At 60.5% G+C, this 25,499-nt stretch carries 21 protein-coding genes and 2 pseudogenes; 12 read left to right on the forward strand and 11 right to left on the reverse strand.

Going from position 1 to position 25,499, the window contains the following annotated elements; translation table 11 throughout:
• Positions 1-658 precede the first annotated feature (658 nt).
• Both ACA065_RS10575 and ACA065_RS10580 read left to right on the forward strand, forming a co-directional pair.
• Positions 659-1,015 carry a hypothetical protein gene (locus ACA065_RS10575; protein WP_497694447.1) on the forward strand — a complete coding sequence of 119 codons (357 nt, stop codon included), beginning with the start codon at positions 659-661 and terminating at the stop codon, positions 1,013-1,015.
• Position 1,016: 1 nt separating this feature from the next.
• Positions 1,017-1,565, forward strand: coding sequence for a type III secretion effector protein (locus ACA065_RS10580; RefSeq protein ID WP_497694448.1), 549 nt, complete (start codon positions 1,017-1,019; stop codon positions 1,563-1,565).
• A 25-nt stretch (positions 1,566-1,590) separates the two neighbouring features.
• Here the strand turns inward: ACA065_RS10580 and ACA065_RS10585 are convergent, their stop codons facing one another.
• Together ACA065_RS10585 and ACA065_RS10590 are read right to left on the reverse strand one after the other, a co-directional pair.
• Positions 1,591-2,742, reverse strand: a complete 1,152-nt coding sequence (locus ACA065_RS10585; RefSeq protein ID WP_497694449.1) for an MFS transporter — start codon at positions 2,740-2,742, stop codon at positions 1,591-1,593.
• A 279-nt stretch (positions 2,743-3,021) separates the two neighbouring features.
• The gene (locus ACA065_RS10590; protein WP_497694450.1) at positions 3,022-3,684 is read right to left on the reverse strand and encodes a carboxymuconolactone decarboxylase family protein; all 663 of its coding nucleotides are present in this window, start codon (positions 3,682-3,684) and stop codon (positions 3,022-3,024) included.
• 207 nt (positions 3,685-3,891) lie between these two features.
• Between ACA065_RS10590 and ACA065_RS10595 the strand changes: the two genes are divergently transcribed.
• The 5 genes from ACA065_RS10595 (at position 3,892) to ACA065_RS10615 (ending at position 10,983) form a co-directional block, all read left to right on the forward strand.
• Positions 3,892-4,866, forward strand: a complete 975-nt coding sequence (locus ACA065_RS10595) for a diaminopimelate epimerase (protein WP_497694451.1) — start codon at positions 3,892-3,894, stop codon at positions 4,864-4,866.
• 301 nt (positions 4,867-5,167) lie between these two features.
• Positions 5,168-7,201 carry a type VI secretion system Vgr family protein gene (locus ACA065_RS10600; protein ID WP_497694452.1) on the forward strand — a complete coding sequence of 678 codons (2,034 nt, stop codon included), beginning with the start codon at positions 5,168-5,170 and terminating at the stop codon, positions 7,199-7,201.
• Positions 7,201-8,037 carry a DUF4123 domain-containing protein gene (locus ACA065_RS10605; RefSeq protein ID WP_497694453.1) on the forward strand — a complete coding sequence of 279 codons (837 nt, stop codon included), beginning with the start codon at positions 7,201-7,203 and terminating at the stop codon, positions 8,035-8,037. The genes ACA065_RS10600 and ACA065_RS10605 overlap by 1 nt, the downstream gene beginning before the upstream one ends.
• Positions 8,030-8,812 carry a hypothetical protein gene (locus ACA065_RS10610; RefSeq protein WP_497694454.1) on the forward strand — a complete coding sequence of 261 codons (783 nt, stop codon included), beginning with the start codon at positions 8,030-8,032 and terminating at the stop codon, positions 8,810-8,812. Before ACA065_RS10605 ends, ACA065_RS10610 begins: the two co-directional genes overlap by 8 nt.
• Before the next feature lie 14 nt (positions 8,813-8,826).
• Positions 8,827-10,983 carry a lipase family protein gene (locus tag ACA065_RS10615; protein ID WP_497694455.1) on the forward strand — a complete coding sequence of 719 codons (2,157 nt, stop codon included), beginning with the start codon at positions 8,827-8,829 and terminating at the stop codon, positions 10,981-10,983.
• Positions 10,984-10,992: 9 nt separating this feature from the next.
• On the opposite strand, the gene codA is transcribed toward ACA065_RS10615, so the two are convergent.
• The 7 genes and pseudogenes from codA to ACA065_RS10650 form a co-directional block, all read right to left on the reverse strand.
• The gene (codA, locus tag ACA065_RS10620; protein ID WP_497694456.1) at positions 10,993-12,228 is read right to left on the reverse strand and encodes a cytosine deaminase; all 1,236 of its coding nucleotides are present in this window, start codon (positions 12,226-12,228) and stop codon (positions 10,993-10,995) included.
• A gap of 27 nt (positions 12,229-12,255) precedes the next feature.
• A complete protein-coding gene (locus tag ACA065_RS10625) occupies positions 12,256-13,473 on the reverse strand; it encodes a PucR family transcriptional regulator (protein WP_497694457.1) in 1,218 nt (405 codons plus the stop codon).
• Complete coding sequence (gene codB, locus ACA065_RS10630; RefSeq protein WP_497694458.1) at positions 13,470-14,738, reverse strand: cytosine permease; 1,269 nt, start codon at positions 14,736-14,738, stop codon at positions 13,470-13,472. The genes ACA065_RS10625 and codB overlap by 4 nt, the downstream gene beginning before the upstream one ends.
• Before the next feature lie 190 nt (positions 14,739-14,928).
• Complete coding sequence (locus ACA065_RS10635) at positions 14,929-15,552, reverse strand: NUDIX hydrolase (protein ID WP_497695331.1); 624 nt, start codon at positions 15,550-15,552, stop codon at positions 14,929-14,931.
• 12 nt (positions 15,553-15,564) lie between these two features.
• Positions 15,565-16,011, reverse strand: a pseudogene (locus tag ACA065_RS10640) (GNAT family N-acetyltransferase); the annotation flags it as partial.
• A gap of 91 nt (positions 16,012-16,102) precedes the next feature.
• On the reverse strand, positions 16,103-16,459 hold the full coding sequence (queD, locus tag ACA065_RS10645; RefSeq protein WP_122720764.1) for a 6-carboxytetrahydropterin synthase QueD: 357 nt from the start codon (positions 16,457-16,459) through the stop codon (positions 16,103-16,105).
• Between the two features lie 76 nt (positions 16,460-16,535).
• Positions 16,536-17,615 carry a patatin-like phospholipase family protein gene (locus ACA065_RS10650; RefSeq protein ID WP_497694459.1) on the reverse strand — a complete coding sequence of 360 codons (1,080 nt, stop codon included), beginning with the start codon at positions 17,613-17,615 and terminating at the stop codon, positions 16,536-16,538.
• A gap of 159 nt (positions 17,616-17,774) precedes the next feature.
• Between ACA065_RS10650 and ACA065_RS10655 the strand changes: the two genes are divergently transcribed.
• The 4 genes from ACA065_RS10655 to ACA065_RS10670 are packed head-to-tail and all read left to right on the forward strand — an operon-like array spanning position 17,775 to position 20,375.
• Positions 17,775-18,077: a PepSY domain-containing protein gene (locus ACA065_RS10655; RefSeq protein WP_497694460.1), complete on the forward strand. Its 303-nt coding sequence runs from the start codon at positions 17,775-17,777 to the stop codon at positions 18,075-18,077.
• Entirely contained in the window at positions 18,077-18,391 is a 315-nt protein-coding gene (locus tag ACA065_RS10660) for a PepSY domain-containing protein (protein WP_497694461.1), read from the forward strand. The genes ACA065_RS10655 and ACA065_RS10660 overlap by 1 nt, the downstream gene beginning before the upstream one ends.
• A complete protein-coding gene (locus tag ACA065_RS10665) occupies positions 18,391-19,059 on the forward strand; it encodes a response regulator transcription factor (RefSeq protein WP_094953709.1) in 669 nt (222 codons plus the stop codon). Before ACA065_RS10660 ends, ACA065_RS10665 begins: the two co-directional genes overlap by 1 nt.
• Positions 19,056-20,375 carry an ATP-binding protein gene (locus ACA065_RS10670; protein ID WP_497694462.1) on the forward strand — a complete coding sequence of 440 codons (1,320 nt, stop codon included), beginning with the start codon at positions 19,056-19,058 and terminating at the stop codon, positions 20,373-20,375. The genes ACA065_RS10665 and ACA065_RS10670 overlap by 4 nt, the downstream gene beginning before the upstream one ends.
• A gap of 1,266 nt (positions 20,376-21,641) precedes the next feature.
• Here ACA065_RS10670 and ACA065_RS10675 read toward each other — a convergent pair.
• Entirely contained in the window at positions 21,642-22,397 is a 756-nt protein-coding gene (locus ACA065_RS10675; protein ID WP_497695332.1) for a methyl-accepting chemotaxis protein, read from the reverse strand.
• Between the two features lie 150 nt (positions 22,398-22,547).
• A pseudogene (locus ACA065_RS10680) lies at positions 22,548-23,789 on the reverse strand (PDC sensor domain-containing protein); the annotation flags it as partial.
• A 331-nt stretch (positions 23,790-24,120) separates the two neighbouring features.
• On the opposite strand from ACA065_RS10680, the gene ACA065_RS10685 reads away from it, so the two are divergent.
• A complete protein-coding gene (locus ACA065_RS10685; protein ID WP_164487975.1) occupies positions 24,121-25,440 on the forward strand; it encodes a Na+/H+ antiporter family protein in 1,320 nt (439 codons plus the stop codon).
• Positions 25,441-25,499 lie beyond the last annotated feature (59 nt).

Raw genomic sequence — 25,499 nt, forward strand, 5'->3', positions numbered from 1 at the left:
AGGTGCCGCGAACACCTTGCGGCGCCTCGTGCGTCGAATTGTGCAAGGAACTATTTCCACACATTTGCCACTCAGGGCATACACATCCAGCGGCTTTACCGGAGCCGGTCGCCTTTTCAGACACTGAATCAGGGCCAAGACATGACTTCAACTTCGTTTCAATCCTGCCAAACCCGCAGCCGTGATGGCTTTCCCACCGGCCCTGAGGCTGATCGCTCAGCATCGGTAAAAGGCGAAGATGCATCGAATAACGTCTTCTATGCAGCCCTGTCGAACGGATACGCCGCAGACACGCAGCGAATGAAAGCCTTTGCTGGCCAGCGTAAATTCCAGGCGCCGGTTGCCGATGATTTCGCCCGTGGCATGCTTGCCCCAGGTCATGCCGGCGACACGCACACCCCGTCACCGAGACGCTCCCATGGCGTGTGGGCCGCATTGATCAATGGCCTTACAGCCAGGTGGCGTGGGCACAGGTCTGTTTGAACCGGCGCCGCACTTTTTTACATGCTGTCATTGGTATTCAACGGTTGTCCGGAACTACTGCGTTCAGTTGACCACATATCGGATGCTTGCCGCCCTGGCATCGATTCGAAGATCCGGGGTGCCTCGGTGGTAGCTGTCAGGCAAGCGTAGATCTGGAAAAGGTGGGAGATGACACATGAAAATTGAGCGTGTAGTACCGCATGGACAACCAACGGCGATGGGCGCGACAGAGGCACGTTGGGCTGCGCCTGCACCCAATGTTGCGACGCCTCGCGATGACCCATTTGCCCCGCCGGATGCTGCGCCGCGGCGGTCCGCTCTGCTGCGCGGAACGTCGTTGCGCTACCAGACATTGCAGAACGCGCCGACTGCGCGTGCGAACACGACACCGCCGGGCCCTAACTCCACCGACAGCCAATTGGCTGACGAATTGCAGAAAAACTTTGGCGAGCTGCACGCGTTCGTCAAGGACGGTCGCTTGACGCAGTCGTCCCTGCGGCTAATTGCGGCACAAGCGTTGGGGGAAGAGTAACGTGCGGGACCGTATCATTCGGGTGGCCAGGGAGATTCTCAAGCGCCCGCTACTGAACGATTCGATCATCGATGGCGAAGGGTATATAACCCGCGACAGCCTGGGCGCAGCCGCATCAACCTTGCGGGGTAACAGCTCCCCCGGCGCCTTCAGCCAGGACCCCTTTCATGGTCAGGGCAATGCCGAAGTCGTTCAGGCCCTGCAAGGTTATTTCAAGCAATTGAGGGATAAGCCCAAGGATCGCACGGTTTTTTTTGGAGCACTTGAGTACGTGGAGATAGCGCTGCTTAAAACCGTGATGAGTGACCCCGACGCCGCCGACTCACAGGGCATGCCGATTCTGGAGCCCACCACTGGGTTACCCAGGAAGCAGTACGCTGAGCACTGCGTATACACGGCAAAAAACATTATTGAGCGCCCCGGTTTACTACGCGCATTAGAGCGTGCGAATAACTCGCGCCTGCTTGGGCGCCCCAAGCACGAGGGGTGGCTATGTAATAGAAGCCTGGAGCGCTGGCTGGAACAGCACGAGATGCACAAAGCCAGGTAATGCCCTGGCCTACGAGATGAGCGGTTTACACTTTGAGAATTTTGCCGCTGATGGCCACACCGGCCAGCAATATCGCAATCAGTACAAAGGCGGTGCTCAAACTGCTGCCGTGGGCGATAAAACCGATCACTGCGGGCCCTGCAAGAATGCCGGCATAACCCAGGGTAGTGATGGCGGGCACCGCGATATGTTCCGGCATAACCGTTTGCTTACCCACGGCGGTGTACAGCACCGGCACGATATTCGAACAACCGGCCCCTACCAATGCATACCCAAGCAGTGCGGTTTCCCAGGCTGGGAACAGGGTAGCGAGCAACATGCCGGCGGTGGCCAGTGCGCCACCGATCACGATAACCCGGGTAGCGCCCAGGCGACGGACAATGGCATCGCCTGTCAGGCGGCCAGCGGTCATGGTCAGGGCGAACGCTGCGTAGCCAAGGCCGGCGTAAGCCTCGTCGAGGCCACGCTCGGCACTCAGGAACACCGCGCTCCAATCCAGCACGGCACCTTCAGCCAGAAACACGATGCAGCACAGGCAGCCAATAAACAGCACCACGCCGTGAGGCACGGCAAACGCCGGGCCCGAGCTTTCACTGCCGTAGGGCAACAGGTGTGGCCCGGCCTTGAGCAGCGCCGCGGCCATGATGACAATCACCACCAGGGTCGCCTGCAACGGCGACAAGCCCAGCCCCAGCAGCCCGGCAACACCTGCCGCGCCGACGATGCCGCCCAGGCTGAACAAACCATGAAAGCCCGACATCATGGTTTTGCCACTGGCGCGCTCCACAATCACCGCTTGCAGGTTAACCGTCGAATCCACGGTGCCCAGGCCTGCGCCAAACAGGAACAACCCAGCCATCAGCAACGGAATCGAACTGACCGTGGCGAGCATCGGCAAGGCCAGGCAGATCATGATCGTGCCGGCCGTCAGTACACGGCGGCAGCCATAACGTGACGCCAATGCCCCGGCCACAGGCATGGCAATCATCGAGCCCACCCCCAGGCACAACAGCAACAGGCCGAGCGTGCCCTCATTGAGTTGCGCGCGAGCTTTAGCGTACGGCACCAGCGGTGCCCAGGCTGCGATACCGAAACCGGCGATGAAAAAAGCGATACGGGTCGACATTTGTTCCAGCCGCCCGGGAACCACGGGCGCTGGGGTGGAGATGGCAGTCATCAAAAATCCTTGGTTTAGCGTTCAACGAACGATGTCCGATGCGACATCCTTGCACATCAGGCCCTGTCGAGCGAGTTGGGTTCCCTGGGTAATGGGAACTCGCGTGCAGGTCGGGCATTTTATTTTACAAACACGGAACGTGCTGGCGCTGGGTGGCCACATAGACATTGTCGTGTTTGCTGGAGGTGTTCTGGAAAGTGAGCTGTCCCCGTGAGAACTGGTGAACCCCGGGCTTCTTGCGGTGGATTGCTCACTTTCCAGGCCACTTCTGAGCAACCCTCAGGTTGACGTCGGCAAATAGGCCCGCACGTCGATCACATCGGCGTCCTTTACTCGAACCAGCACCACACCGCGAGGCGTCGTTTCCTTGCCGATGTAACTCTCGACAATCACCCGGTCCGCCGCAGTGGCATGCAGTGATAACCGATGAGGTGCGCGCAGGAGCTTTTCGCTATTAGCGTCGACCTGAAATGACGGCTGGCCTCTGCGCACACTGTCGCAGAACGTTATGGCCACGGCTCGAGGCGTCGGAGGCGGGGGCGAGGGCAGACCGGCACTGCTGAATAACTGGTTGAGCTGGTCGGCTGTGGCCACCGCACGCGGAAAACCGGTAAACGCCGATGCGACCAACAACAACTCGGTCAGCTCCCCCGGCGCCAGGCCTTCCGCCAGGCTGGTCTTGAAATGCACGCTCAACGGCGGTCCGACCATACCTGCGGCGACAATGGCGGCAAAGATCGCCGCCTCTTGCAGGCGCGGGTCCAGACCGGGCCGATCATGCAGGTAGCCATACACGACGCCAACCGCCAATTCACCCAGGGCTGGCGCCGTGTGGAACAACGCATCCAGGCGTGCGCCACCATCAGGCACCAATTCAATAAACGTCTTACGGCCTTTGCGGTACAGCGTTTCAATGGGGTTTTGCGGCACGAGTGTCTTCATGATTGCATCCTCCATGGAGAGAGGACGGCGTTAGCTCGACTGCGCACGGACTTCGGCCTGATGAAAACGTCATCCAAGGGAAATAGGAGTGTAGGGCGCGCCACGGATTTCGCTATGGCTAGTGGGTGGTTTCAAGCGACGCTATCCCACACAATCGCACAGTGTTTTTCTTTTTGACGCTCAGCGACACCGGATGTGGATGACCCCATGACCCAGTTCTACGATGCCCGCGGCAATATCTATGGCGTGATCAGCCCGGCCTTGTTAAGGCGCAAGGGCATTGACGTACCGGACAACGCCGCCCAGGCCGCGAGTACTGCACAGGCCTGGGCATCGTCGGCAATTGCATCCGAATGTGGGTGGGGCACATTGCCGCGTCCGGCGGGTGCGAAGGCGCACCGCTGCGATGGTTTGTTGGTCGGGCCGTTCGAGCGCGCGCCGCCGTTTGACCTGCTGATCGTCAATACAGATGGCTCACTCGCCGAACGCAGCGGCAACGGTTTGACGATCTTTGCTCAGGCGCTGACCGATCAGGGGCTGATGACTCAAGGCTGTGAGTTGCGGGTACATCACAACAAAGCCGATACCGCGTCGCCCGTTGCAACGCCCGTGGAACCTGCAGTCTACGAACAGGCGGCGGGGTTCTGGCTGGCCTTGGGGCGACCAGCGTTCGGGCCTTCAGCGGTTGGCGCTGAAGGCGTTGATGAGGGGCGTCACTTCAGTCACATACCTTCCCTGGCTGCGATCAACCCGCAATGGGCGCACAGCCAGTTTGTCCGTGTCGGCAATCCGCACTGCGTGACGCTCGTCGAGCAAGCCTGGGCATTACCTGACAATCAGTCGATGCACCAGCGCGCCCTGTTCGAGGCGTTGCAGGCAATCGCCTTTGCGCCACCTCTAGGGCGCGGCCAACCCTGCATTGCCGGGGTCAATCTGCAATGGGCTGCCCGCTTTTCGGGTAATCGGGTTATCGCGCGGGTGTTTGAGCGGGGCGAAGGCCCTACCGCGTCCTCCGGGACCAGCGCCAGTGCAGTGGCATGCGCGGCGTGGCGGGCAGGTTGGGTTGAGGCTGGAGAAGTGGCCGTGGTCATGCCAGGTGGCACGGCGCCGGTACGGTTGCAGGCTCAGGGCGAAGTATTGCTGAGCGTCAGTTTATTCGGGGCTGCACGACCGCAAACCTGAACATGTGAATGCGGCTGGTATCCTGAATAAGTGTCAGCCGATTCTTTATCGAGTAATTATGCTTGTCAGATTAACGTAGGACTTTTCTTGTTGTTGTTCATTATAAAAATAATGCCTTGTCTTGTTTTGTAAAAGACACTTCCGGCCACGCCGTACGAATCTTCTTTATTATTTTTGAAGGCCCGAATTTCGCCTGAAATCGCTAAGCTTCAGTGGGTTCAGGCGCTTTATCCCGGCAGCTCAATCAACGTCCGGCGGGAGAAAGCCTTTCAGTCAAATAATTGATGACGGGTAACTACGGATGGTTGGCGTTTTTGTTTTGCCGCGTTTCAAGTTGATGTTTTGCGAATCAACTTTTTCAGAGTTAACCCGAGACTTTCAGGTGCTGGCTTTCAAAGGCAGCGAGTGTCTTGATCAGCCTTACTTCATTCACCTGCAGTTAGTCAGTGAAAACCCCTCCCTGGATCTGGAGGCATTGCTGCACCAGCCAGCCTATCTGGATTTTGGCGAAGCGGATGCGGGCCTGCATGGGCAGGTCTACGCCATTGGCCGGGATGACCCAGGTGGTCGGCTCACTCGCTATCATCTCACCCTGGCCCCCCGCCTGGCATGCCTTGCCCATCGGCGTGACCAGCGGATTTTCCAGCGGCGCAGCGTGCCGCAGATCATCGCTGCAGTACTTGCACAGCATGGCATTCTTGGCGACGCCTATGCCTTTGAACTTGGCCCTGTGGTCTATCCGCCACGTGCGTTCTGCGTGCAGTACGCAGAAAGCGACCTGCACTTTATTCAACGGCTGTGTGAGGAGGAGGGGATTCACTATCACTTTCGCCACAGCCCAGATAATCACCTACTCGTATTTGGTGATGACCAGACGGTGTTTCGACGCTTGCCTGCGCAGCGTTACCGCGCGGTGGGGGACCTGGCGGCTGATACGAGAGCGATCCGGCGTTTCGACGTGCGCCTGCAAATCCGCAGCCGGCAAACCGTGCACCGCGATCATGACTTCGAACACCCTTCGCTGCGCCTGCAAGAAAAGGCCAGTGCCTCATCCGTTCAACACTTTGAAGATTATTGCTACCCCGCCGGTTTCAGCCACGCCGCACGCGGCAAGCAATTGGCGCGCCGGGGCTTGGAACGCCACCAAAGCGATTGTCTTCGTGCATTGGGTAAAAGTGATCAGCCGGCGTTAAGCAGCGGCCATTTTCTAGAACTGCGTGATCACCCGGATCCAGCCTGCAACGACCTATGGTTGATCAAATCCGTGCGTCATGAGGGGTATCAACCGCAAGTGCTGGAGGAGGCGGGGTTTGAGGCAGATGTATTGCAGGGCTATCGCAACCGATTCACCGCAACGCCATGGCGCGCAGCGCATCGGCCGCCCCTCAAACACCCCAAGCCAACCATCAATGGCAGCCAGACCGCCACGGTGACGGGGCCAGCGGGCGAAGAGGTGCATTGCGATGCCTACGGTCGGGTGAAAGTTCGTTTTCACTGGGACCGCCTGGACACAACCGATGACACAAGCAGTTGCTGGGTGCGCGTGGCGTCCGGTTGGGCGGGCGATGGCTTTGGCGCGATGCTGATTCCTCGGGTGGGCATGGAAGTGCTGGTGACGTTTCTGGAAGGTGACCCCGACCAGCCCTTGATCAATGGCTGCCTGCCCAATGCACTGCACATGCCTGCTTATCCTTTGCCGCACCACAAGACGCGCAGTGTATTGCGCAGCCGCAGTTCCATGGGCGGCGGCGGGGCCAACGAACTGCACATTGAAGACCGCGGCGGCGAAGAACTCATCTATCTGCGCGCCCAACGGGACCTGGAACAACAGGTGGGTCGCGACAGTCGTTTGGAGGTCGCCGGGGAGCGCCAGGAAATCATTCGGGGTTCAAGCACGGTACATCTGGAAAGCACAGAACACCGTCACACTACGGGTGACCGCAACGTCTTGCTCAAAGCCAACGATCGCCTCGATGTGCAAGGCAGCAGCGAGACCCATGTTCGTCAAACTGTAGTCATCGAGGCGGGGCAACAACTCTACCTCAAGGCCGGTGCCAGCCTGGTCATTGATGCGGGCGCGCAGCTGAGCCTCCAGGCTGGCGGAGAGCATTTGCTGATCCAGGCGGGTGGTATTTTCAGCAGCCGACCAATTACGGTGGGTGGCTTACCGCCTGCACGCAGGTCGACGGGCTCTTTTTCTGCTATGAGCGCCCCGAACATAGCAGCGACGCAGGTCGCCATCATGGGTGTTGCCCGCCAGTTGGGTGCTGACTACTGCCCGGTGTGTGAGCAATGTCGCGAAGGCCTGTGCAACATCGCGGGGAGGGCTGCTTGATGGCGAGTATGCCCGGCCGCTGGATGGCTCGACAACATCAGGCGGGACGCCGACTGTGTTTGATTCTTGATGGAAATCATGTTGCCCGGGAGCCGTTGTTGAAGGTCCGCCACCTGCCGCAGTATTGCTTTCTCTACGCTGAGACTGCCGTGGCCGAGCTGGCAACTGCCGGCCCGATGATCCTGCTACTGGACCAGATAGGGGAACCCGCGCTGGTCGAGTTGCTGCAACACCCGCAGACGAACTGGGGCTGGTTGGGCAGCCTGCCCGACGACGATCTGGAAGGCCTGGCTCGGCACTGGCGCGAGCGTCTGTTGGTAGGGCCGGCAGGCAGCCAGGCGCTGTATCGCATTCACGATAACCGTACCCTGGCTCGCGCGTTGGCTCACCTGTCGATCGATCACTGGCCGGTCTTTCTCGGCCCGCTGATCAGCGTGTACTACTGGTATGAGGGCCGCTGGTGCGAGGGCGAAAACCCAGCCCCTGGCGAGTATCCGCTGCCTGTGCCGGCACCTTGGCTGAACACACCCAACCCCCAGGCCGACGCCATCCTGCACGCCAACATCCTGCGCTACCTGCTGAGCGAACACAGCGAAGGCCTCGCCGCTTTAGTCGAGTTTCAAGACCCCAGGATCTGGCTGACCCAGGTGTTGGAACAAGCCCGAGCCTGGCGATGGCGTGGGCCGCAGCAACTCGAATTCCTGGTGGTACGCAGGTTGGAGGAGGCGACGCAAGCCAGCGTGATTCGATGGCAACCGATGCAAGAGGAAGCGCCCGGCGATCATTTTGAACGGGTGCTGGAGCAGTGGCGAAGATTGGGGGAAAAGCATGAATAGGTGCATGCGTGGCGCTTTAGTTGTGCTTGGGTTGGGGTGGCTTTCGGGGTGTACGGTAGGGCCGACTGACCACTTTACGTTGGAGGTGGATTTGCCGGCGCAATTTCGATTTGTTGGCGCGGCTAATTACAGTCCCGCCAGAGAACAACTCTGCAAGTTGCCGCGGCGACGCGGCAAAAGGCCTGAACGAAAAATAATTATTGCTGATTACAAGCCCGTAGCCGGGCGGGTGAGCTATGACCTGCCGTTGACTGAAACCATTGAAGGCTGCCCTACGGTACTGCGCAGTGTGGCGTTCGACTTTTATGCGAAGTGGGGCGAGCGCGACACTGATGTCGGTGGGGATCGTGGGGGTATCTACTTTACAGATCCTATTGAGTCTGAGGGTGTAGCGGGGATGCCAGATTCGGGTGTTCAGGAATTACCTGGCCAATGTATGTGGTTGTTTCGGACGGTCGGGTCGGCACATACGATCAGGAAACTTCTGGAATGCAAGGCGTTGGACGCGACGGGGAAGCGGCAAAAAGTGCGAGCGGGTGGGGTTGCACAAAGAGATCTGCTGCCTGGAAAGACACTCAGGCTGGTGCTGGCACTTACCGATGAGGAGGAACCGGCTTTTTACGAAAGTTGGATAGCTGTGCCTGGCGGTTGGAAGCGCTGCTTCGGTAAAAGCTTTGAAGATCTACAGGGAGCTTGCGGCAGCAATACCACAGACTTTAAACCTATCACGATGCCGGATGGGCGCGTGTGTGATGTCTATCCCACGTGCAAATAACAAGGAGCTGAATCATGAAGCAGGAAGCATGGAAGCAACCTTTTTTCAGTAGCAAGATGCCTGCTTGCGCGTTGAAAGGGCATTGGGCGAGCTTTTGTCTGGTTGATGAAACAGGCAGTGGGGAGGCGTACGGTGGGCTTACGTACACCATTCACGACAGTACGGGGCATCAATACACCGGAAGGTTGAATGGAGAGGGATTCGCCAAGCTACAAGGGTTTTACTGCGGTCCCGTCGTTCTAACATTGGAAGCTTTGTATTCTGGTAGTGAGGAGCCGTATTTCGGATTAAGAAAGCGCCGGACTTACAAGTTACCTATCACCGACCTTCAAGTTCGCGCAGAAAAAACCCGCTTTTCTACCGCAGAGGGTCAACGTCTTGAAGGGTATGCTGCCCAGCACCAGGCGGACCGTTTTTATCAGGTAGAAGTACGCGACCTGGTCCGACATGTTGCTCACTTGCCGCCCTTGGCGCCTCGGGCGTATCAACCTCAACGGCACGCGCTAAGAATGATGGCTGAGCTGGGGTTCGGCCCGCCTCAGCCGGCGTTGTCCGGCGTTGTGTTGTTTCCTAATCTGCACACGGTACTCGAAGTACGACCGTTGCGTGCTCTGCGCCCGATGCTCTGCGGCGATGATCGGTTTTGTGCCTTGAACCTGTATCAACTGGCGTTGATGTCCACATTGAGTTACTGCGACTTTGGCCAGGAACCTCCGACGCGACCCGTGGATAAAGTCAGCTTCCCCCTGGATCCAAGCGTAGGGAATGTGTTCGCCGAAAAACTTTCGGGGTACCAGGAAGCCTGGAAGGTCGACCGTGATCAGGTTCAACGCTTTTACCCGCTCTATGAGGACGTTCCCTACTCCCAGCGCTTTGAAATTGTGCCCTTCGATCCTGAGTTGTATCCGCAGAACCGTTCAGAGCTTGGAGATGAGCAGGAGCATCCTGCGCGTGTGCACTTTTTCGACGATGAACAGTTCGGCACTGATACGCAGGCGTTTATCACTCATCATGATCAAATCATCCTGATTGCGGTGCGAGGCACCGCCAGTGGTGCCGATGCACTGCGCGACGCCAATGCCCATCAGGTGCCCTTTGACGGCGGCGTAGGTAAAGCCCACGAGGGCTTTTATAAGGCGTATCGAGCGATGCGCGATTTCGTTCTGCAGTACCTCGGTCAATTCCACGACGGTCAGCGCATTGTGATTTGCGGCCACAGTCTCGGCGGCGCCATCGCCTTGCTTCTGGCAGAAGGGCTGCGCCGAGTCCCCGGTGCCGACTACAACATCCTCCTTTACACCTACGGTGCCCCGCGCGCCGCCGATTCCGAGTTCACTGAAGGTGCCGCGTCTCTGGTCCACCACCGCATCGTCAATCACAACGACCCGGTGCCCAGCGTTCCCGCCCCGTGGATGAATACCACCGCCAAACTCTGGGTTCCGGGGGCTGTAGTGTTATTCAGCGCGCCTGCTCCGGGTGGCTTGTTATTCGCCGCCGGCCTGGTGCGCGTCGGTGGCAATCCTTACCGGCATCACGGTGAGCAACAGCACTTCATGCCGATCAAGCTCCCGGACGGCGCACTGTCCTCGGTTTTATGGCAGCCCGGTTGTGAGTCCATCCTCGAGGCCGGATGCAACCGCGCGCTGCAACTCCATGGTGATATGCCCGACCGCGCCAACCTGCTGAAGCAACTGTTCCAGGCCAACCAGCACTTCATGACCGCCAGCTACATCCCGGCGGCGTGGGCCACGTTGCGTCGTTGGCAACAGACCGTCGATAGCCAAGGGCCTTTGGTCACGCCAAGGGAGTTTGAGTTGATCGACCGTGCGCTGCAAATCATGACTCAGCAATTGCGTGACAAGAACCGTGAGCTTGATCGGCGGCGTCCAACCAACCAGCGCAGCTATGGGCATGAACATAACCAGGCATTGAACGCTGAAATCGACCGATTGCGCGCCAGTCGCCAGCGTTTGGAATCTCTACGCTGGCGTCGCTTGGAGGCGCGTGATGTATACGGCAGTCAAGCCCACGCCACCCAGCTGCAGCCCAGCCTCAAGCGTTGGTTAAGCCACCGTGAGAACCGCGAGCTAGCCCAAGTCGCCAGTATCCCGCCACCCTCCCACAACGACCGTGGGAGGGCACAACCACTGGATATCGATTCGATTGTTTAGCCGGGCCGCTTACAAAAACGCCGCCTGCGCCGGTTGCCGTTTCATCAACACCTTGCCATTGCGTACCGAGTAAAGCGGCAGGCCTTGGCTGCGAATGACTTCGTAGTCGCTGTCTGCCGATAAGATCAACAGGTTGGCCGGTCGTCCAGGCTCCAGGCCATAACGGTCACCCAGGGCCATCGCCTTGGCACTGTTGTCGGTGACCAGGTCCAGGGCGCTTTGCAGGTTGCGGTAGCCAAGCATGTGGCAGATGTGTAGGCCGGCTTCGAGCACGCGCAGGATGTTGCCGTTACCCAGCGGATACCAGGGGTCGACAATCGAGTCCTGGCCGAAGCACACGTTCATGCCGGCTTCGAGCAGTTCGTTGACGCGGGTGACGCCGCGGCGTTTGGGGAAGCTGTCGAAGCGGCCCTGCAGGTGGATGCTTTCGGTGGGGCAGGAGACGAAGCTGATGCCCGAGTGCCCCAGCAGGCGAAACAGTTTGGCGCAGTAGGCGTTGTCGTAGGAGCCCATTGCCGTGGTGTGGCTGGCGGTGACGCGCGCGCCCATGTCGCGGCTGCGGGCTTCTTCGGCGAGCACTTCGAGAAAACGCGAGTGCGGGTCGTCGGTTTCATCGCAATGCACGTCCACCAGGCAACCGGTGCGCTCGGCCAGGTCCATCAGGAACTTCACCGAACTCACACCTTGGTCGCGGGTATATTCAAAGTGGGGGATGCCACCCACCACGTCGGCACCCAGGCGGATGGCTTCTTCCATCAGCTCGCGGCCATTGCGGAAGGACTCGATGCCTTCTTGGGGAAACGCGACGATCTGCAGGTCGATCAGGTGCGAGCTTTCCTCGCGCACCTCGAGCATGGCTTTGAGTGCTGTGAGGTCGGGGTCGGTGACGTCCACGTGGGTACGCACATGCTGGATACCGTGGGCGGCCAGGGCCTGGATGGTTTTCTTGGCGCGGGTCTTGGTGTCTTCCTGGGTGATGGTGGCCTTACGCTCGCCCCAGCACTCGATGCCCTCGAACAGCGTGCCGCTCATGTTCCAGCGCGGTTCGCCGGCGGTCAGGGTGGCGTCGAGGTGAATATGCGGCTCAACAAAAGGTGGTATGACCAGGTTGCCGGCGGCGTCCAAGTCGCCGGCCGTTAAAGCAGGTACCGCCGTTTGTGCGGTGATACTGGCGATCCGGCCGTGTTCCAGGTGCAGATCATGCAGGCCTTCACGGTTGCGCAGGCGGGCGTTGATGATATGCATGGGCAAGTTCCTCTTGGCTAAAGACAGTCAGGCAGACAGCCGCCAGATCATCAGGGCGATGCCGATGTCCAGGCGGTCATATGAGTTGTCCAACCTCAGCCCACACAGGGCTTCGATGCGTTGGACGCGGTGTGTCAGGGTGTTGCGGTGTACGGCCAGGCGCTGGGCGGCGGCCACTAGGTTACCATTCTCGTGAAACCAGGCTTCCAGGGTTGGCATCAGGCTCGGGCCATGATGCAGGTCGTGGCGTAGCAGCGGGCCCAGGCGCTCGTTGAGGAACTGATCGAGCAGGGCGCGATCACGTACGCCGCTGAGCAGTTTCAGCACGCCCAGTTCGTCATATACACAAAGCCCGGCGCGGTCGCTGAAACGTCGCGCAGCCGTCAGTGCCTGGCGGGCTTCATCGTGTGCCTGAGGCAGGCGTGCAGGCGGGTGTGCGGCGGCGCTCATGCCGATAAACAGCTTTAAGGGCGCCAGGCGCAGGTTCAACGGGTTAAGCCACGCGGCCAATTGCTGACGATTGCCCAACGCCGCTACCGCATCAGTGGCCGGCAGCAGCACGGTCCATTGCCCAGCCCGGCCCAACACCGGCAACGCCGCATGATGCTGTGCCGAAAACTGGCGCAATCGACGGCCGATGCTGTCGTGCTGACGGGCCAACTGTGCTTCCACCTGCGCCGTGTCGTTTTGGGCAAACAACGCCTCACCACCCTCCAGGTGCAACTGGACGATCTGCCAATGCCCTGCCAATGACAGGCCCAGTTGCACAGCCCGATGCAGCAACACGTCCAGGGATTGATAATCACCGGCCAGCAAGCGCTCCAGCACATCATGCCGTGAACGGCCCAATTGCTCGGACTGGATCAGCGCCGAGCCAATCGCCTGGGTCACCAGTACCATTTTCAGCGAGTAGGGCTGCTCGATCAGCGGCATGCCGGCGGCTTCGGCGGCCTCCAGCAAGCGTTGGGGAATTGCCTGGATATAGGTCGGCCCGGTGAGGATCACCAACCCGACGACCTGACGCTGACAGGCTTCATCCAGCAAGCGCAGCAAGTTGGCCTCATCGCGTGGGTGATTGATGCCCGTGACAAACACCAGCTCGCCACCCAGCACCCACTCGGCGATCCCGCTGTTCTCCGCGACATAGGGCCAACGCACGGTGTTATCGAGGCCTGCATCACCCGCGCGCAGGCGCAACGATTCCAGGCCGGGCAGGGCCAGCACATCCGCGACCGTCAGGCTCATGCCGAGGCATCAGCCAGTGGCGAGCGTACGCGTAACACTGACGTCAGCACGATATAGGTCAGCGATGCAGCGACAATTCCCACCAATGGCGCCACCCAGGGCGAATGGAACGCCAGCACCGTGCCCACCACATAGGCCACCAGCCCAGGCCAATTGAATGCCGGCAGGCGTGTCTCGGCCAGACGCGGGTACTGGCCGCGGTAGCGGTAAAAGAAGTCGGCCATGATCACCCCGCCAATCGGCGGAATCACGGTGCCCAGCAGAATCAGGTAGGGCACCAACATGTCGTACATACCCAGTAGCGCCAGCAGGGTGCCGATCACTGCACCGGCGAGCGTCACGGTCTTGCGGCGTTTAGTGCGCAGCAGGTTGCAGCCGGCGACGGCGAAGTTGTAGATGGTGTTGTCCTGGGTGCTCCAGATATTCAGCAGCAGCATGGCCATTGCCGCCATGGCGAAGCCCTGCAGCAGCAACACTTCCACCACGTCCGGTTGCTGATAGACGATGGCGCCATACGCGCCGATCAACACCATCAAGCCATTGCCGATAAAAAATCCGATCAGGCTGGCCAGCACCGCGACCTTGGCGGAGCGGGAAAATCGCGTCCAGTTGGTGGCCTGGGTCGCGCCGCTGACAAAGGTGCCGAACACCAGGGTGATCGCCATGGACAAGTCCATCTCACCCGTCGGCACCACGGCCAGCAGGCCGTCCAGCCCGCCGACTGTTACCGTGGCGACCCACATCGACAAGAACAGCAAAATGCCCATGGCTGGCACTGCGATGTAGGACAGGATCTCCAGCCCGCGATACCCCACATACGCCGTGGCGCAGAACACCATGCCGAACAGCACCATCAACCCCAGCACGCTGCCCTGGCTCAGTTCGAAATACTTGCCCAGCACCACGGCGGCGGTGGCGGTGCCCCAGGCGTACCAGCCGATCTGGGTGAAGCCTAAGATCAAGTCACTGAGCTTGCTGCCGACTTCGCCAAAGCAGAAGCGCCCCATCAGCACCGAGTTCAAGCCGCTCTTGAACGCGATGTAACCCAGGCCTGCGGCGTAAATGCCCAGCAGCAGGTTACCCAAGGCCACGACGCCGAGCATGTCGGTAAAACTGAACGCTACGCCCAGCTTGCCGCCGGCAAACATGGTTGCGGTAAAAAACGTAAACCCCAGCAGCACCATGGCGGTGGACGCCAGGCCTTTGCGCGCATGCATCGGCACTTCGCTGAGGGGGTAATCGTTGCCCGGTTCTTGCTGCGTCATGTGCCTTGCTCCTGAATGAGTGACGCAGGCCTATTGCACCGCGCGTGCCAAATCAGCGGCAGTGACGAGCGCACGGTGGGCGCTGTGCACCGTGCACAGTATTTATAGCCAAACCGTGGTGAATCGCCGGGAGCAGTGTTCTTTATGCCCAGTCGGGCACGAAAGCGGTGCAGCGGTGGTACAAATTGGATCAGTCGAAGAGCGTCTGGGTCGTCTCGCCGCGATGAAAGGCAAACGCCGCGTGCAGATCGCTTTCGATGGTGCGCCCACGGGACAGTGGCGGCAGATCGTCCAAGGCAAAAAAACCGACTTCCGTGGTTTCGAACCCCGCCATCGGCGCCAGCTGGTCTACGCGGTCACACAGGAAATAGAGCTTGTAGAAGTCGCGCACATCCGGGCGATACAAGCCCTTGGCCTTGTGCGTGACGCTGTACAGCGCCCGCGCGGTAACGCTCAACCCGGCTTCCTCGCGGATCTCCTTGACGATGTTTTCCGCCGCCGACAAACCGATATCGGCGTAGCCCCCTGGCAGCGCCCAGCAGCCATCGGTCAGCTCGCGCACCAGCAGAATGCGCTCGCCCTCGATCACCGCGCCGCGCACATCGATCATGGGCGTTGAATAGCGCTTGGCGAAATCCGGGACCAGCCCGGTGATGCGCTCCAAGGGCACATCCGCCAGTTGCGCCAGCATGCTGTGGGCAATCTCGCCGATTTCCTCAAGGCGCTCGCGCTCAAAGGCGTCGGTGCAAAAGTGCAGCCCCGTGGAGGCCAGTGCCTGCAGGCGCTTGGCCTGCGCCAGCCAGATATTTTCCATGGGGGTCTCCTGAAGGCGCTTGGACATGTACACGCGGTGCAGGCCATGTTCCACGGCGCGATGGGTTTCGACATAGCCGCGGCGGGTGTACAGCGTGATGTTTTCGGTCATGGTTTCATGGGTGTACAGGCGGATCGCTGCGTAGCCGGCGTCGATGGCCTGTTGTTCAGCAAAGTTCATCAACAGCCGCCCGAATCCCAGGCCTTGTGCCTCCGGGGCCACGGCCAGGTTGTCCAGCAGCAAGGCGTTATCGTCCTCGAGCAGGATAATAAAGCCTTGAACCTGCCCGGCGTTCTCCAGCACGTGCACCCCACCGGTCTCGACCAGCGTGTGATAGTTCTCAAGCATCGGCCCGGGCTTGCGCCCGATTCGCTCGATGTAGGGTGAGTAGGCAATCTGGACGATGGTCTCGATGGCGGCGACATCGTCGGCAGTGGCGGGGCGTATCGAAGGGGGCATCAACGCGTGCTCGTTTCGGCCGGGAGCCTTGACTGTATGGTAGCCGGCCATAAAAAAACCACCGTAAGGGTGGTTTTTTCACAACGTCGACTTACTCGCCGCGATAGATGCAGCCGCTGGTGCAGGTTTCGTGGATACGAATCGCGCTGAGTTCCGGCAGCAGGGGTTTGAGCTCATTCCAGATCCACTTGGCCAGCACTTCGCTGGTCGGGTTTTCCAGGCCTGGGATGTCGTTGAGGTAGTTGTGGTCGAGGCGTTCATAGAGCGGTTTGAAAATCGCCTTGATCTCCGAGAAGTCGCGAATCCAGCCGGTATGCGGGTCCAGATCGCCGCTCAGGTGGATCGCCACCTTGAACGAATGCCCATGCAGGCGCCCGCATTTGTGGCCTTGCGGTACGTGCGGCAGGCGGTGGGCGGACTCGAAGGTAAACTCTTTGAAGATTTCCACAGTATTTTCAGCTCGGTCAGGTATCTGGCAGGCGGCGAGTTTAACAGCTTGATCCCTCGTCGCGCATACCGCTTGGTCAAAGCGCCTGCAAGTGCTCGCCCAACTTGCCGTTATCCGCCAAGTCGAGGAACTCATCGCCCATGCGCTGGCTCTCGCTCATCGCCGTCTGCCAGTACTTGTTGCGGCTGGGGTCATCGCCCATGAAACGCTTGAAGTCGCTGCGGTCCGGCAGTTTGCCGTGGGGCAGGCGGGCCAGGTAGTCCTTGGACGGTGCGAGCAGCAACACATCCTGCAAGCCCTGCTGGTTGCTGCGCCGCCACGGCAGGCCCTTGTCGAACCAGCCGGGGATGACTCGGTCGGTGAAGTGCGGGTACAGCACAATGTCGTCGCCGTGGTAGGGCAGGTCGAGGTGGTAGTCCAGCAGGCCGCCGTCGCGGTAGGTGCCAACGCCGGCGCCGGGCAGGTCGCGCACGCCTTGCATCACCATGGGGATCGAGCCGGACGCCAGCAGCGCCTGGCGCAGGTTGCCCAACTCCAGGTCCACAAAGCGCGAGGGGAAATCCTGCAGCGGGTGCACCGGTGGCGGCTGGCGCGGGTCGTGGATGATCAGCCGTTCGAAATGCCGCGACAGCCGTGCACGGCCGCGCAGGTTGTCGGCGATCACTGACGACAGGCCCAAACCGAGCCGGCCGCGATGGTCATCGGCCAGCAGGCCGTGGCTTTTGACCACCATGATGTTCAGGCGATAGTCGGGGTTGTCCAACACCCGCGCATCGCGGCCCGCAAGCAGGTCATCGAGCATGCGTTGGCAACTGCGGCTGACCTCGGCCATGGTCACGCCCTTGGCAAAGCTTTGTTCGTTATACAGGCGACCCAGGTCGAGCAGGCCTTGCACCGGGTCGGGCAGGCAGGCGCTGGCAAACCGCCAGGAGCCGATAGATGCGCCGATCAATGCGCGCTCGCGCGGCGCGCGCGGCAGCCAATCGCCGAACAGTGCCAGGTCCAGGCCCTGGATGCCCAGCGCCTTGGGGCCACCGGCCGCGCCGGGGAGGATGCCGACATCCGCAGGCTGGAGGCCCTGTTCGCGAATGCGCGCAAACGCACGTTTACCGGCCTTGAGCGTCAGGGCGGGAAACTTGATGTGGATGGCTGTCATACCAGTCTCTTTTTAAGCGAGCGGGGCAGTATAGGAAAACTCGCGGGTAATGGGGAAAGATGCCGATTGAAAAATGCCATGGTGGCAATTCAGTTTCAGTTAAGTTGCAGCGGGTACGGTGGCCTGCGTAGGAAATACATCCTGAAACGGAGACTCATCATGAAGCGCCTTACAGCGCTGGTCGCCGCCGGTATCATTGCCTCCACGGCGGCACAGGCCCGAACAGTGGACCCCGACAAACCACTGAAATTGCCTGGCACTGTTACAATTGTCGCCTTTGATCAGCTGGAAGCCACGGCCCTGGCGCTGCACCCAGGTTCGACACTGGTCGACACCGATCTGGACGAGGCTTACGGCAAGTACCTGTATCAAGTTGAACTGGAAGATGCCGACGGCATCGAGTGGGAAGTCGAATTGGACGCGCTCACCGGGCACGTGCTCAAGAATCATCAGGATACGTAATGAAGGTATATCGACGCGCCAGCGGTTGGATGGTGCTGGTGCTGCTGGCTTTTTGTTCCAGCCTGGCCGCCCGCGACCTCAACCAGGATGAAGCCTTGGCACTGCGTCAGCAGGGTGTGATCCTGCCGCTGGAGCAACTGCTGCAGCAGGCCATGGCGCGCTACCCCGGCTCCCGGCTGCTGGAAGCCGAGCTTGAAAAAAAACACGGCCAATATGCCTATGAAGTGGAGCTGGTCACCACCGAGGGCGTGGTGCGTGAGATCAAGCTGGATGCGACGACCGGTGTGCTGCTCAAAGATAAGGAAGACGACTGATGCGCCTGCTTCTGGTGGAAGACAACGTACCCCTGGCCGATGAGCTGTTGGCCGGCCTGCAGCGTCAGGGTTATGCCGTCGATTGGCTGGCCGATGGGCGCGATGCCGCGTACCAAGGCCGCAGCGAACCCTATGACCTGATTATCCTCGACCTTGGCTTACCCGGCCTGCCGGGCTTGGAGGTATTGGCGCAGTGGCGCGCGGCCGCCCTCGCTACCCCGGTGCTGGTCCTCACCGCTCGCGACTCCTGGGCTGAGCGTATCGAAGGGCTCAAGGCCGGCGCCGACGATTACCTGAGTAAACCCTTTCACCCCGAAGAGCTGCACCTGCGCATCCAGGCCTTGCTGCGCCGCTCCCACGGCCACGCCAACCAGCCGACCTTGCAAGCCGCCGGGCTGCACCTGGATGAAGGCCGCCAGTGCGTGCTGCGTGATGGCGACGAGATCCAGCTGACCGCCGCCGAATTCCGCCTGTTGCGCTACTTCATGCTGCACCCGGAGCAAATCCTGTCGAAAAGCCACTTGGCCGAGCATTTATATGACGGCGAGACCGAGCGTGATTCCAACGTATTGGAAGTCCACGTCAACCACCTGCGCCGCAAGCTGGGCCGCAGCGTAATTGAGACCCGGCGCGGCCAGGGTTACCGGTTTGGCGCCGGCCCTGCATGATGTCCATTCAACGGCGCCTGAGCCTGGGGCTGATCAGCGTGATGGTGATCGTCGGCGTGGTGCTGGCGCAAACCAGTTTGTGGTTGTTCGAGGCCGGTTTGCAGCGCTACCTGGAAGCCGGGTTGCGTAATGACGCCGAGAACCTGCTGGTGGCGCTGGTGCGTGGGCCCAACGGCGTGCAGCTGGACGAACAACGCCTGTCACCGGCTTATCAGCGGCCGTTTTCCGGGCATTATTTCCGTATCGATTTTGCCGATATTCACTGGCGTTCCCGCTCGCTGTGGGACCAGGAGTTGCCGCGCCTGCCCGAGGCCGGGCTCAAGGGCAACCTGCAACTGGGCCCGGAAGGCCAGCAATTGCTGGTGTTGCGCGCGGACTACAAGCGCTTTGGCCAGTCGATTTCCATCAGCGTGGCCCAGGACTACACGCCGGTGCGGGAAAGTTTTCGTTTGATGCGTCAGATCGGCCTGGTAATGGGCCTCGCGGCATTGATGCTGGTGCTGATCCTGCAACGGGTCACCGTGCGCCGTGCCTTGCGCCCGCTGGAAACCGCGCGCAACCAGATCGCCCAACTGCAACAGGGCCAGCGCTCGCAACTCGACACCCAAGTGCCGCTGGAACTGGAGCCGCTGGTGGCGCAGATCAACCACTTGCTGGCCCACACTGAAGACAGCCTCAAGCGCTCGCGCAACGCGCTGGGCAACTTGGGGCACGCGCTGAAAACACCGTTGGCCGTGCTGTTGAGCGTGGCATCCAGCGAGCAGCTCAAGGCCCATCCCGAACTGGGCAAACTGTTGCGCGAACAGTTGGAACAGGTGCAGCAAAGGCTTAATCGCGAACTCAACCGCGCACGTCTTGCCGGCGAAACCTTGCCGGGTGCCTTGTTTGATTGCGAAAAAGAGCTGCCCGGCCTGCTGGCCACGCTGAATATGATCCACGGTGAACACCTGGAGTTGAGCTACCACGTCACGCAAGGCCTGCAATTACCCTGGGACCGCGAGGACCTGCTGGAACTGTTGGGCAACCTGCTGGACAACGCCTGCAAATGGGCGGATGCCGAAATACGCTTGAGCATCAGCGAAACGCCACACAGCTACCTGCTGGCCATCGAAGACGACGGCCCAGGCATTCCGCAGAGCCAGCGCGACCAAGTGTTCAGCCGTGGCACGCGGCTGGATGAACAGATTGACGGCCATGGCCTGGGGCTGGGCATCGTGCGCGATATCGTCGAGGTGTGGGGCGGGGTGTTGCAGTTGCAGGAGAGTGAGCTGGGTGGGTTGAAGGTGCTGATCGAATTGCCCAAACGGCAGGTCTGACACACCACCGAAAAAAATGTGGGAGCTGGCTTGCCTGCGATGGCATAGGTATCTACGCAACTTTTTGTGTGGTGCTCAGCCTGTGATGGGGTTAGGTAAATTGAGTACATATCCGTTGCTGCGGTAACGGCCGCTTATGGTTTCGCTCTTACAGCGAGTCACTTTTGGCAAGCGCCCCAAAAGTAACCAAAAGGTCTTTGCCCCACCACTCGGTGCCTCGCTAAGGCTCGGCATGCCCGCACTCCGGCCCGGTTCCGCGGGTCGCCGCGATGGGCCATCCCTGGCCCAGCGCGGCTAAACCGGCATCCTTGCCGGTTTACCCGCTCCACCGTGCCTACTTGCGGCCATCGTGGTTAACGGGGCCTGTCAGATCAAAATCAAGATCAAAAGCAGAGCACGGCGGCCTAGTAGCCGACCTGAGTGGTTGAAGCAAAAGCAGGGCAACAGCAGAGCAAAAACAGATCAGAAGCAGAGCTGCTTTTGTGTGGGAGCTGGCTTGCCTGCGATGCAGACACCTCGGTACATCAGGTACACCGAGTTGATGCCTTCGCAGCGGTTCGGCGGTCCGACAAGCCAGCTCCCACATTGGACCGAGTACACACATCTACCTGATGTACTGAGCTCAAAATGTGGGAGCGGGCTTGCTCGCGAATGCGGCGGGCCATTCACAGATGCATCAACTGACACGCCGCATTCGGGAGCAAGCCCCTTCCCACATTTAACCGAGTTCAGCTTCCAAGAACAGGTCGGCTGTCAGGCCGCCTCGAGTTTGCTTTTGATTCAACCACTCAGGTCGGCTACTAGGCCGCCGTGCTGTAGATCTTGATCTTGATCTTGATTTTGATCTTAGGCGCCCCGTCAACCACGCTGGCCGAACGCAGGCTTTGGAGCGGGGGTAAACCGGCAGGACGCCGGTTTAGCCGCGCTGGGCCAAGGATGGCCCATCGCGGCGGCCCCCGCTCCAAAGCCGGAGTGAGGGCACACCGAGCCTAAGCGAGGTGCCGAGTGGTGGGGCAAGAGCCCTTTTGGTTACTTTTGGGGCTCTTTTCCAAAAGTGACCCGCTGTAAGAGCGGAACCAATATCCGCCATCACCCAACAACGGATATGTACCCAGCGGCCCCCGCAACACCACAGAACTAAATTCGTAAAAAAGATCTGTAGATACCTATGCTGCGATAGCATCACCTCGGCGCCACTGATACACCGAGGTGTCTGCATCGCGGGCAAGCCCGGCTCCCACATTAGGCATGTGTCATCTTGAAGATTTATACCCTGAACTGATCCATCAACCCCTGCTGCTGATTCGCCAGGCTGTTCAACGCCTGGCTGACCCGCGCCGATTCATTCGCTTGCTCCGACAGCGACTCGGTCACATCGCGGATCGTCGCCACGTTGCTGTTGATCTCTTCGGCCACCGCGCTTTGCTCTTCGGCGGCGCTGGCGATTTGCAAGTTCATGTCGCTGATCACTGTGACTGCCTCGCCGATCTGGCGCAGGGCGGTGACCGCCTGGCCGACCTGCTCGACACTGCCTTGGGCCTGGCGATAGCTGTTGCCCATGGAGCCCACCACATCGGTGGTGCCGTTTTGCAGTTGCTCGATCACCACACGGGTTTCCTCTACGGATTCCTGGGTGCGTCGCGCCAGGTTGCGCACTTCGTCGGCGACCACGGCAAACCCACGGCCAGCCTCGCCAGCACGCGCAGCTTCAATGGCGGCGTTGAGCGCCAACAGGTTGGTCTGCTCGGCAATGCCACGAATCACTTCCAGCACTGAGCCGATTTTCTCGCTGTTGGCCGCCAAGCCTTCGACCTGGGCCATGGCGGTGCTCATGTCGGCGGCCAGGTGCCCGATGTTGGTGGTGGTGCGGTCGATTACGGTCAAGCCTTCGCGGGTGGCCTGGTCGGCGTCGCGCGCGGCGTGTGCCGCTTGGGCGGCGCTGCGGGCCACGTCCTGGGCGGTGGCGCTCATTTCGTGGGAGGCGGTGGCGACTTGGTCGACCTGGCGGTATTGCTGTTCCATGCCGGCGCTGGTTTCGGTGGCAATCGCGGCGGATTGGTCGGCGGTGCCACGGGCGTCCTGCACCGAGCGTTTCACCTCGGCAATAATCGGCTGCAGCTTGTCGAGGAAGCGGTTGAACCAGCCGGCCAGTTGCCCCAGTTCATCCTGCTTGTCGTAGGCCAGGCGGCGGGTCAGGTCGCCTTCGCCGCTGGCGATGTCCTCCAACATGTGCGCCACGCCAAGGATCGGCCGGGTCACGCTGCGCGCCATCAACCACACCAGGATCAGGCCGACCACGGCGGCCAGCAGGCCCAGGCTCAGTTCCAGCAAGGTGCCACGGGTGTTATCGGCGTCGAGTTGCGCTTTGAGCGCTTCGGCGGGGCCGACCAGGACTTTTTCCGGCACATCCAGCAACACGCCCCATGGCTTGCCACCGGGAATCGGTGCGAAAGGTGCCAGTACCTTGAGTTGATGGTCGGTGCGCAGGCTACGGATCTGCGTGCTGGCCGCCAACGCGCTGATTAATTGCGTGCCGCTGGTGGTGTCGACCTGGTCCAGGCGCTGGCTGAGTTTGCTGGCGTCCGGGCTGTAGCCGGCGAGCAAACCGGTGGGGCTGAGGATGCTGACCTGGGTCTGGCCGTCATACAGCTTCTGGCTGGCCTGTTGGCTCACGGCCTGCAGGCTGTTGAGGTTGATGTCCACCGAGAGCGAGGCGATGACTTTACCGTTGACCATCAGCGGGAAAACGATGCTGGTCATCAGCACGTTTTGCCCGTCGATCACATAAAAGTACGGCTCGATTACGCAGGGTTTCAGCGTGGTGCGCGGGCAGGTGAACCAGGCGTTGGCTTTCTCGCCGCTGGGGCCTGTGCTGGTGTCGGCCATGTCGCTTTCGGGCAGCGACATGGAGGTCAGTTTGCCCGGCGTCGGTTGCGACCAGTACAGGGCAAAGCGGCCCTTGTCGTTGCTGCCCAGCTCCGCCTGGTTGGCGAACAGTTCATCCTTGCCGTCCAGCGCATTGGCTTCGAACACCAGTGACAAACCGAGCAAGTCGGGGTTGGCCTGCAGCGCGGCCTTGACCTGGCGGGTCAGGTCTTCGCGGGTGTCGAAGGCGTCGAGGAAGCGTTTTTCCGCCTGCTCGCGCAAAAACAGTACTTGGCGGGAAAAACCATGGCCGTATTGGTAGGCGTCCATGAATTGCTGGCGAATCCCCAGGGCCTGCACTTCACCTTGCGCTTCGATGCGCGCCTGGGCGGATTCGTCGAGCATTTGCATGCTCGACGCTTTGACCTGCTGCGAGCTGTGCTCCATGCGATACAGCGACAGACCCACCAGCAGGGTCACTATCCCCAGCAGGCAGAGGCCGGCCAGCAGGGTGATTTTCCATTGAATGGAGAGCTGTCTGAGGGACATCGAGGAGCATCCTTAACCTGAAAACACAGAGAGTCAGTCTATCGGCCGTGTTTTGCCGTTCTTTATTATTTAAACGTTCAATTGAAAGTTGCTTTTGTGGCGAGCGAGCTTGCTCGCGCTGGAGTGCGCAGCGCTCCTATCTGTGTGGGGCCGCTACGCAGCCCAGCGGGAGCAAGCTCCCTCGCCACAGTTTTTGACATGCGCGCCCACCTGCTGCAAAGTGCGCGCCCTCTAATAAGACCTCTTAAAGCCTGCACGCCGGCAGCCCACCCCATGGCCGCCCGGGCGCGGGCATGCCTGTTTTTTATGTTTCTGTCTTGAGGTAACCATGATTAACGCAGTCATCGCCGCGGTCGGCACCATGCTGGTGCTCAGCTTGTCCCGTGTGCATGTGGTCATCGCCATCATTGTCGGCGCCCTGGTGGGTGGCTTGACCGGTGGCCTGGGCATCGAAGCCACGCTCAAGGCCTTCAACGGTGGTTTGGGCGGCGGCGCGACCGTGGCGTTGTCCTACGCCTTGCTCGGCGCTTTCGCGGTGGCGATTGCCAAATCCGGCCTGGCCCATGCGCTGGCGGACAAGGCACTGATGCTGGTCGATCGCCAGGAAGCCACTGGCGGCAGCCACGTCAAATGGTTGCTGATCGGTCTGCTCTGGGTGGTAGCGATTGCTTCGCAGAACATCCTGCCGATCCACATCGCGTTTATCCCGCTGCTGGTGCCGCCGCTGCTATACGTGCTGACCAAGCTGCAACTGGACCGCCGCCTGATCGCCTGTGTGATGACCTTTGGCCTGATCACCCCGTATATGTTCCTGCCGGTGGGCTTCGGCAATATCTTCCTCAACCAGATCCTGCTGGCCAACGTGGCCAAGAGCGGCGTGGACATCAGCCAGGTCAACGTCACCCACGCCATGGGTTTGCCGGCGTTGGGCATGGTCGTCGGTTTGCTGGTGGCGGTGTTTGTCAGCTATCGCAAAAAACGCGTGTATGACCTGGAAAAAATCGAGCGGGTCGAGCAAGTCGCGGTGCAGTACAACCCGCTGACGCTGCTGGTGGCCGGGCTGGCGATTGCCTCGGCGTTCATCATTCAGCTGTGGCTGGATTCGATGATCATCGGCGCCCTGGCCGGGTTCCTGATCTTCTCGGTGTCGGGCATCGTGCGCTGGCGCGAAACCGACGACCTGTTCACCGAAGGCATGAAGATGATGGCGATGATCGGCTTCATCATGATCGCCTCTTCGGGGTTTGCCGAAGTGCTCAAGGCTACCGGTGACGTGCGTTCGCTGGTGGAAACCTCGGCGGCGTTCATCGGCCATAGCCGTGGCGTGGGCGCGTTGCTGATGTTGCTGGTGGGGCTGCTGGTGACCATGGGCATCGGTTCGTCGTTTTCCACCGTGCCGATCCTCGCCGCGATCTTTGTACCGCTGTGTGTGCAGCTGGGCTTCAGCCCGCTGGCGATTGTGTGCATTGTCGGCACCGCCGGTGCACTGGGTGACGCCGGTTCGCCCGCATCGGATTCCACCCTCGGCCCGACCTCCGGCTTGAACATCGACGGCCAGCATCACCATATCTGGGACACCGTGGTGCCGACCTTTCTGCACTACAACATTCCATTGCTGGCGTTTGGTTGGCTGGCCGCCATGACCCTTTAAGTTGGCTGGAACACTTTCCCTGCCACAAGTGCTTAGTGTCCTACAGATCCCTGGCAACT

The sequence above is a fragment of the Pseudomonas sp. LBUM1640 genome, from assembly GCF_059716225.1.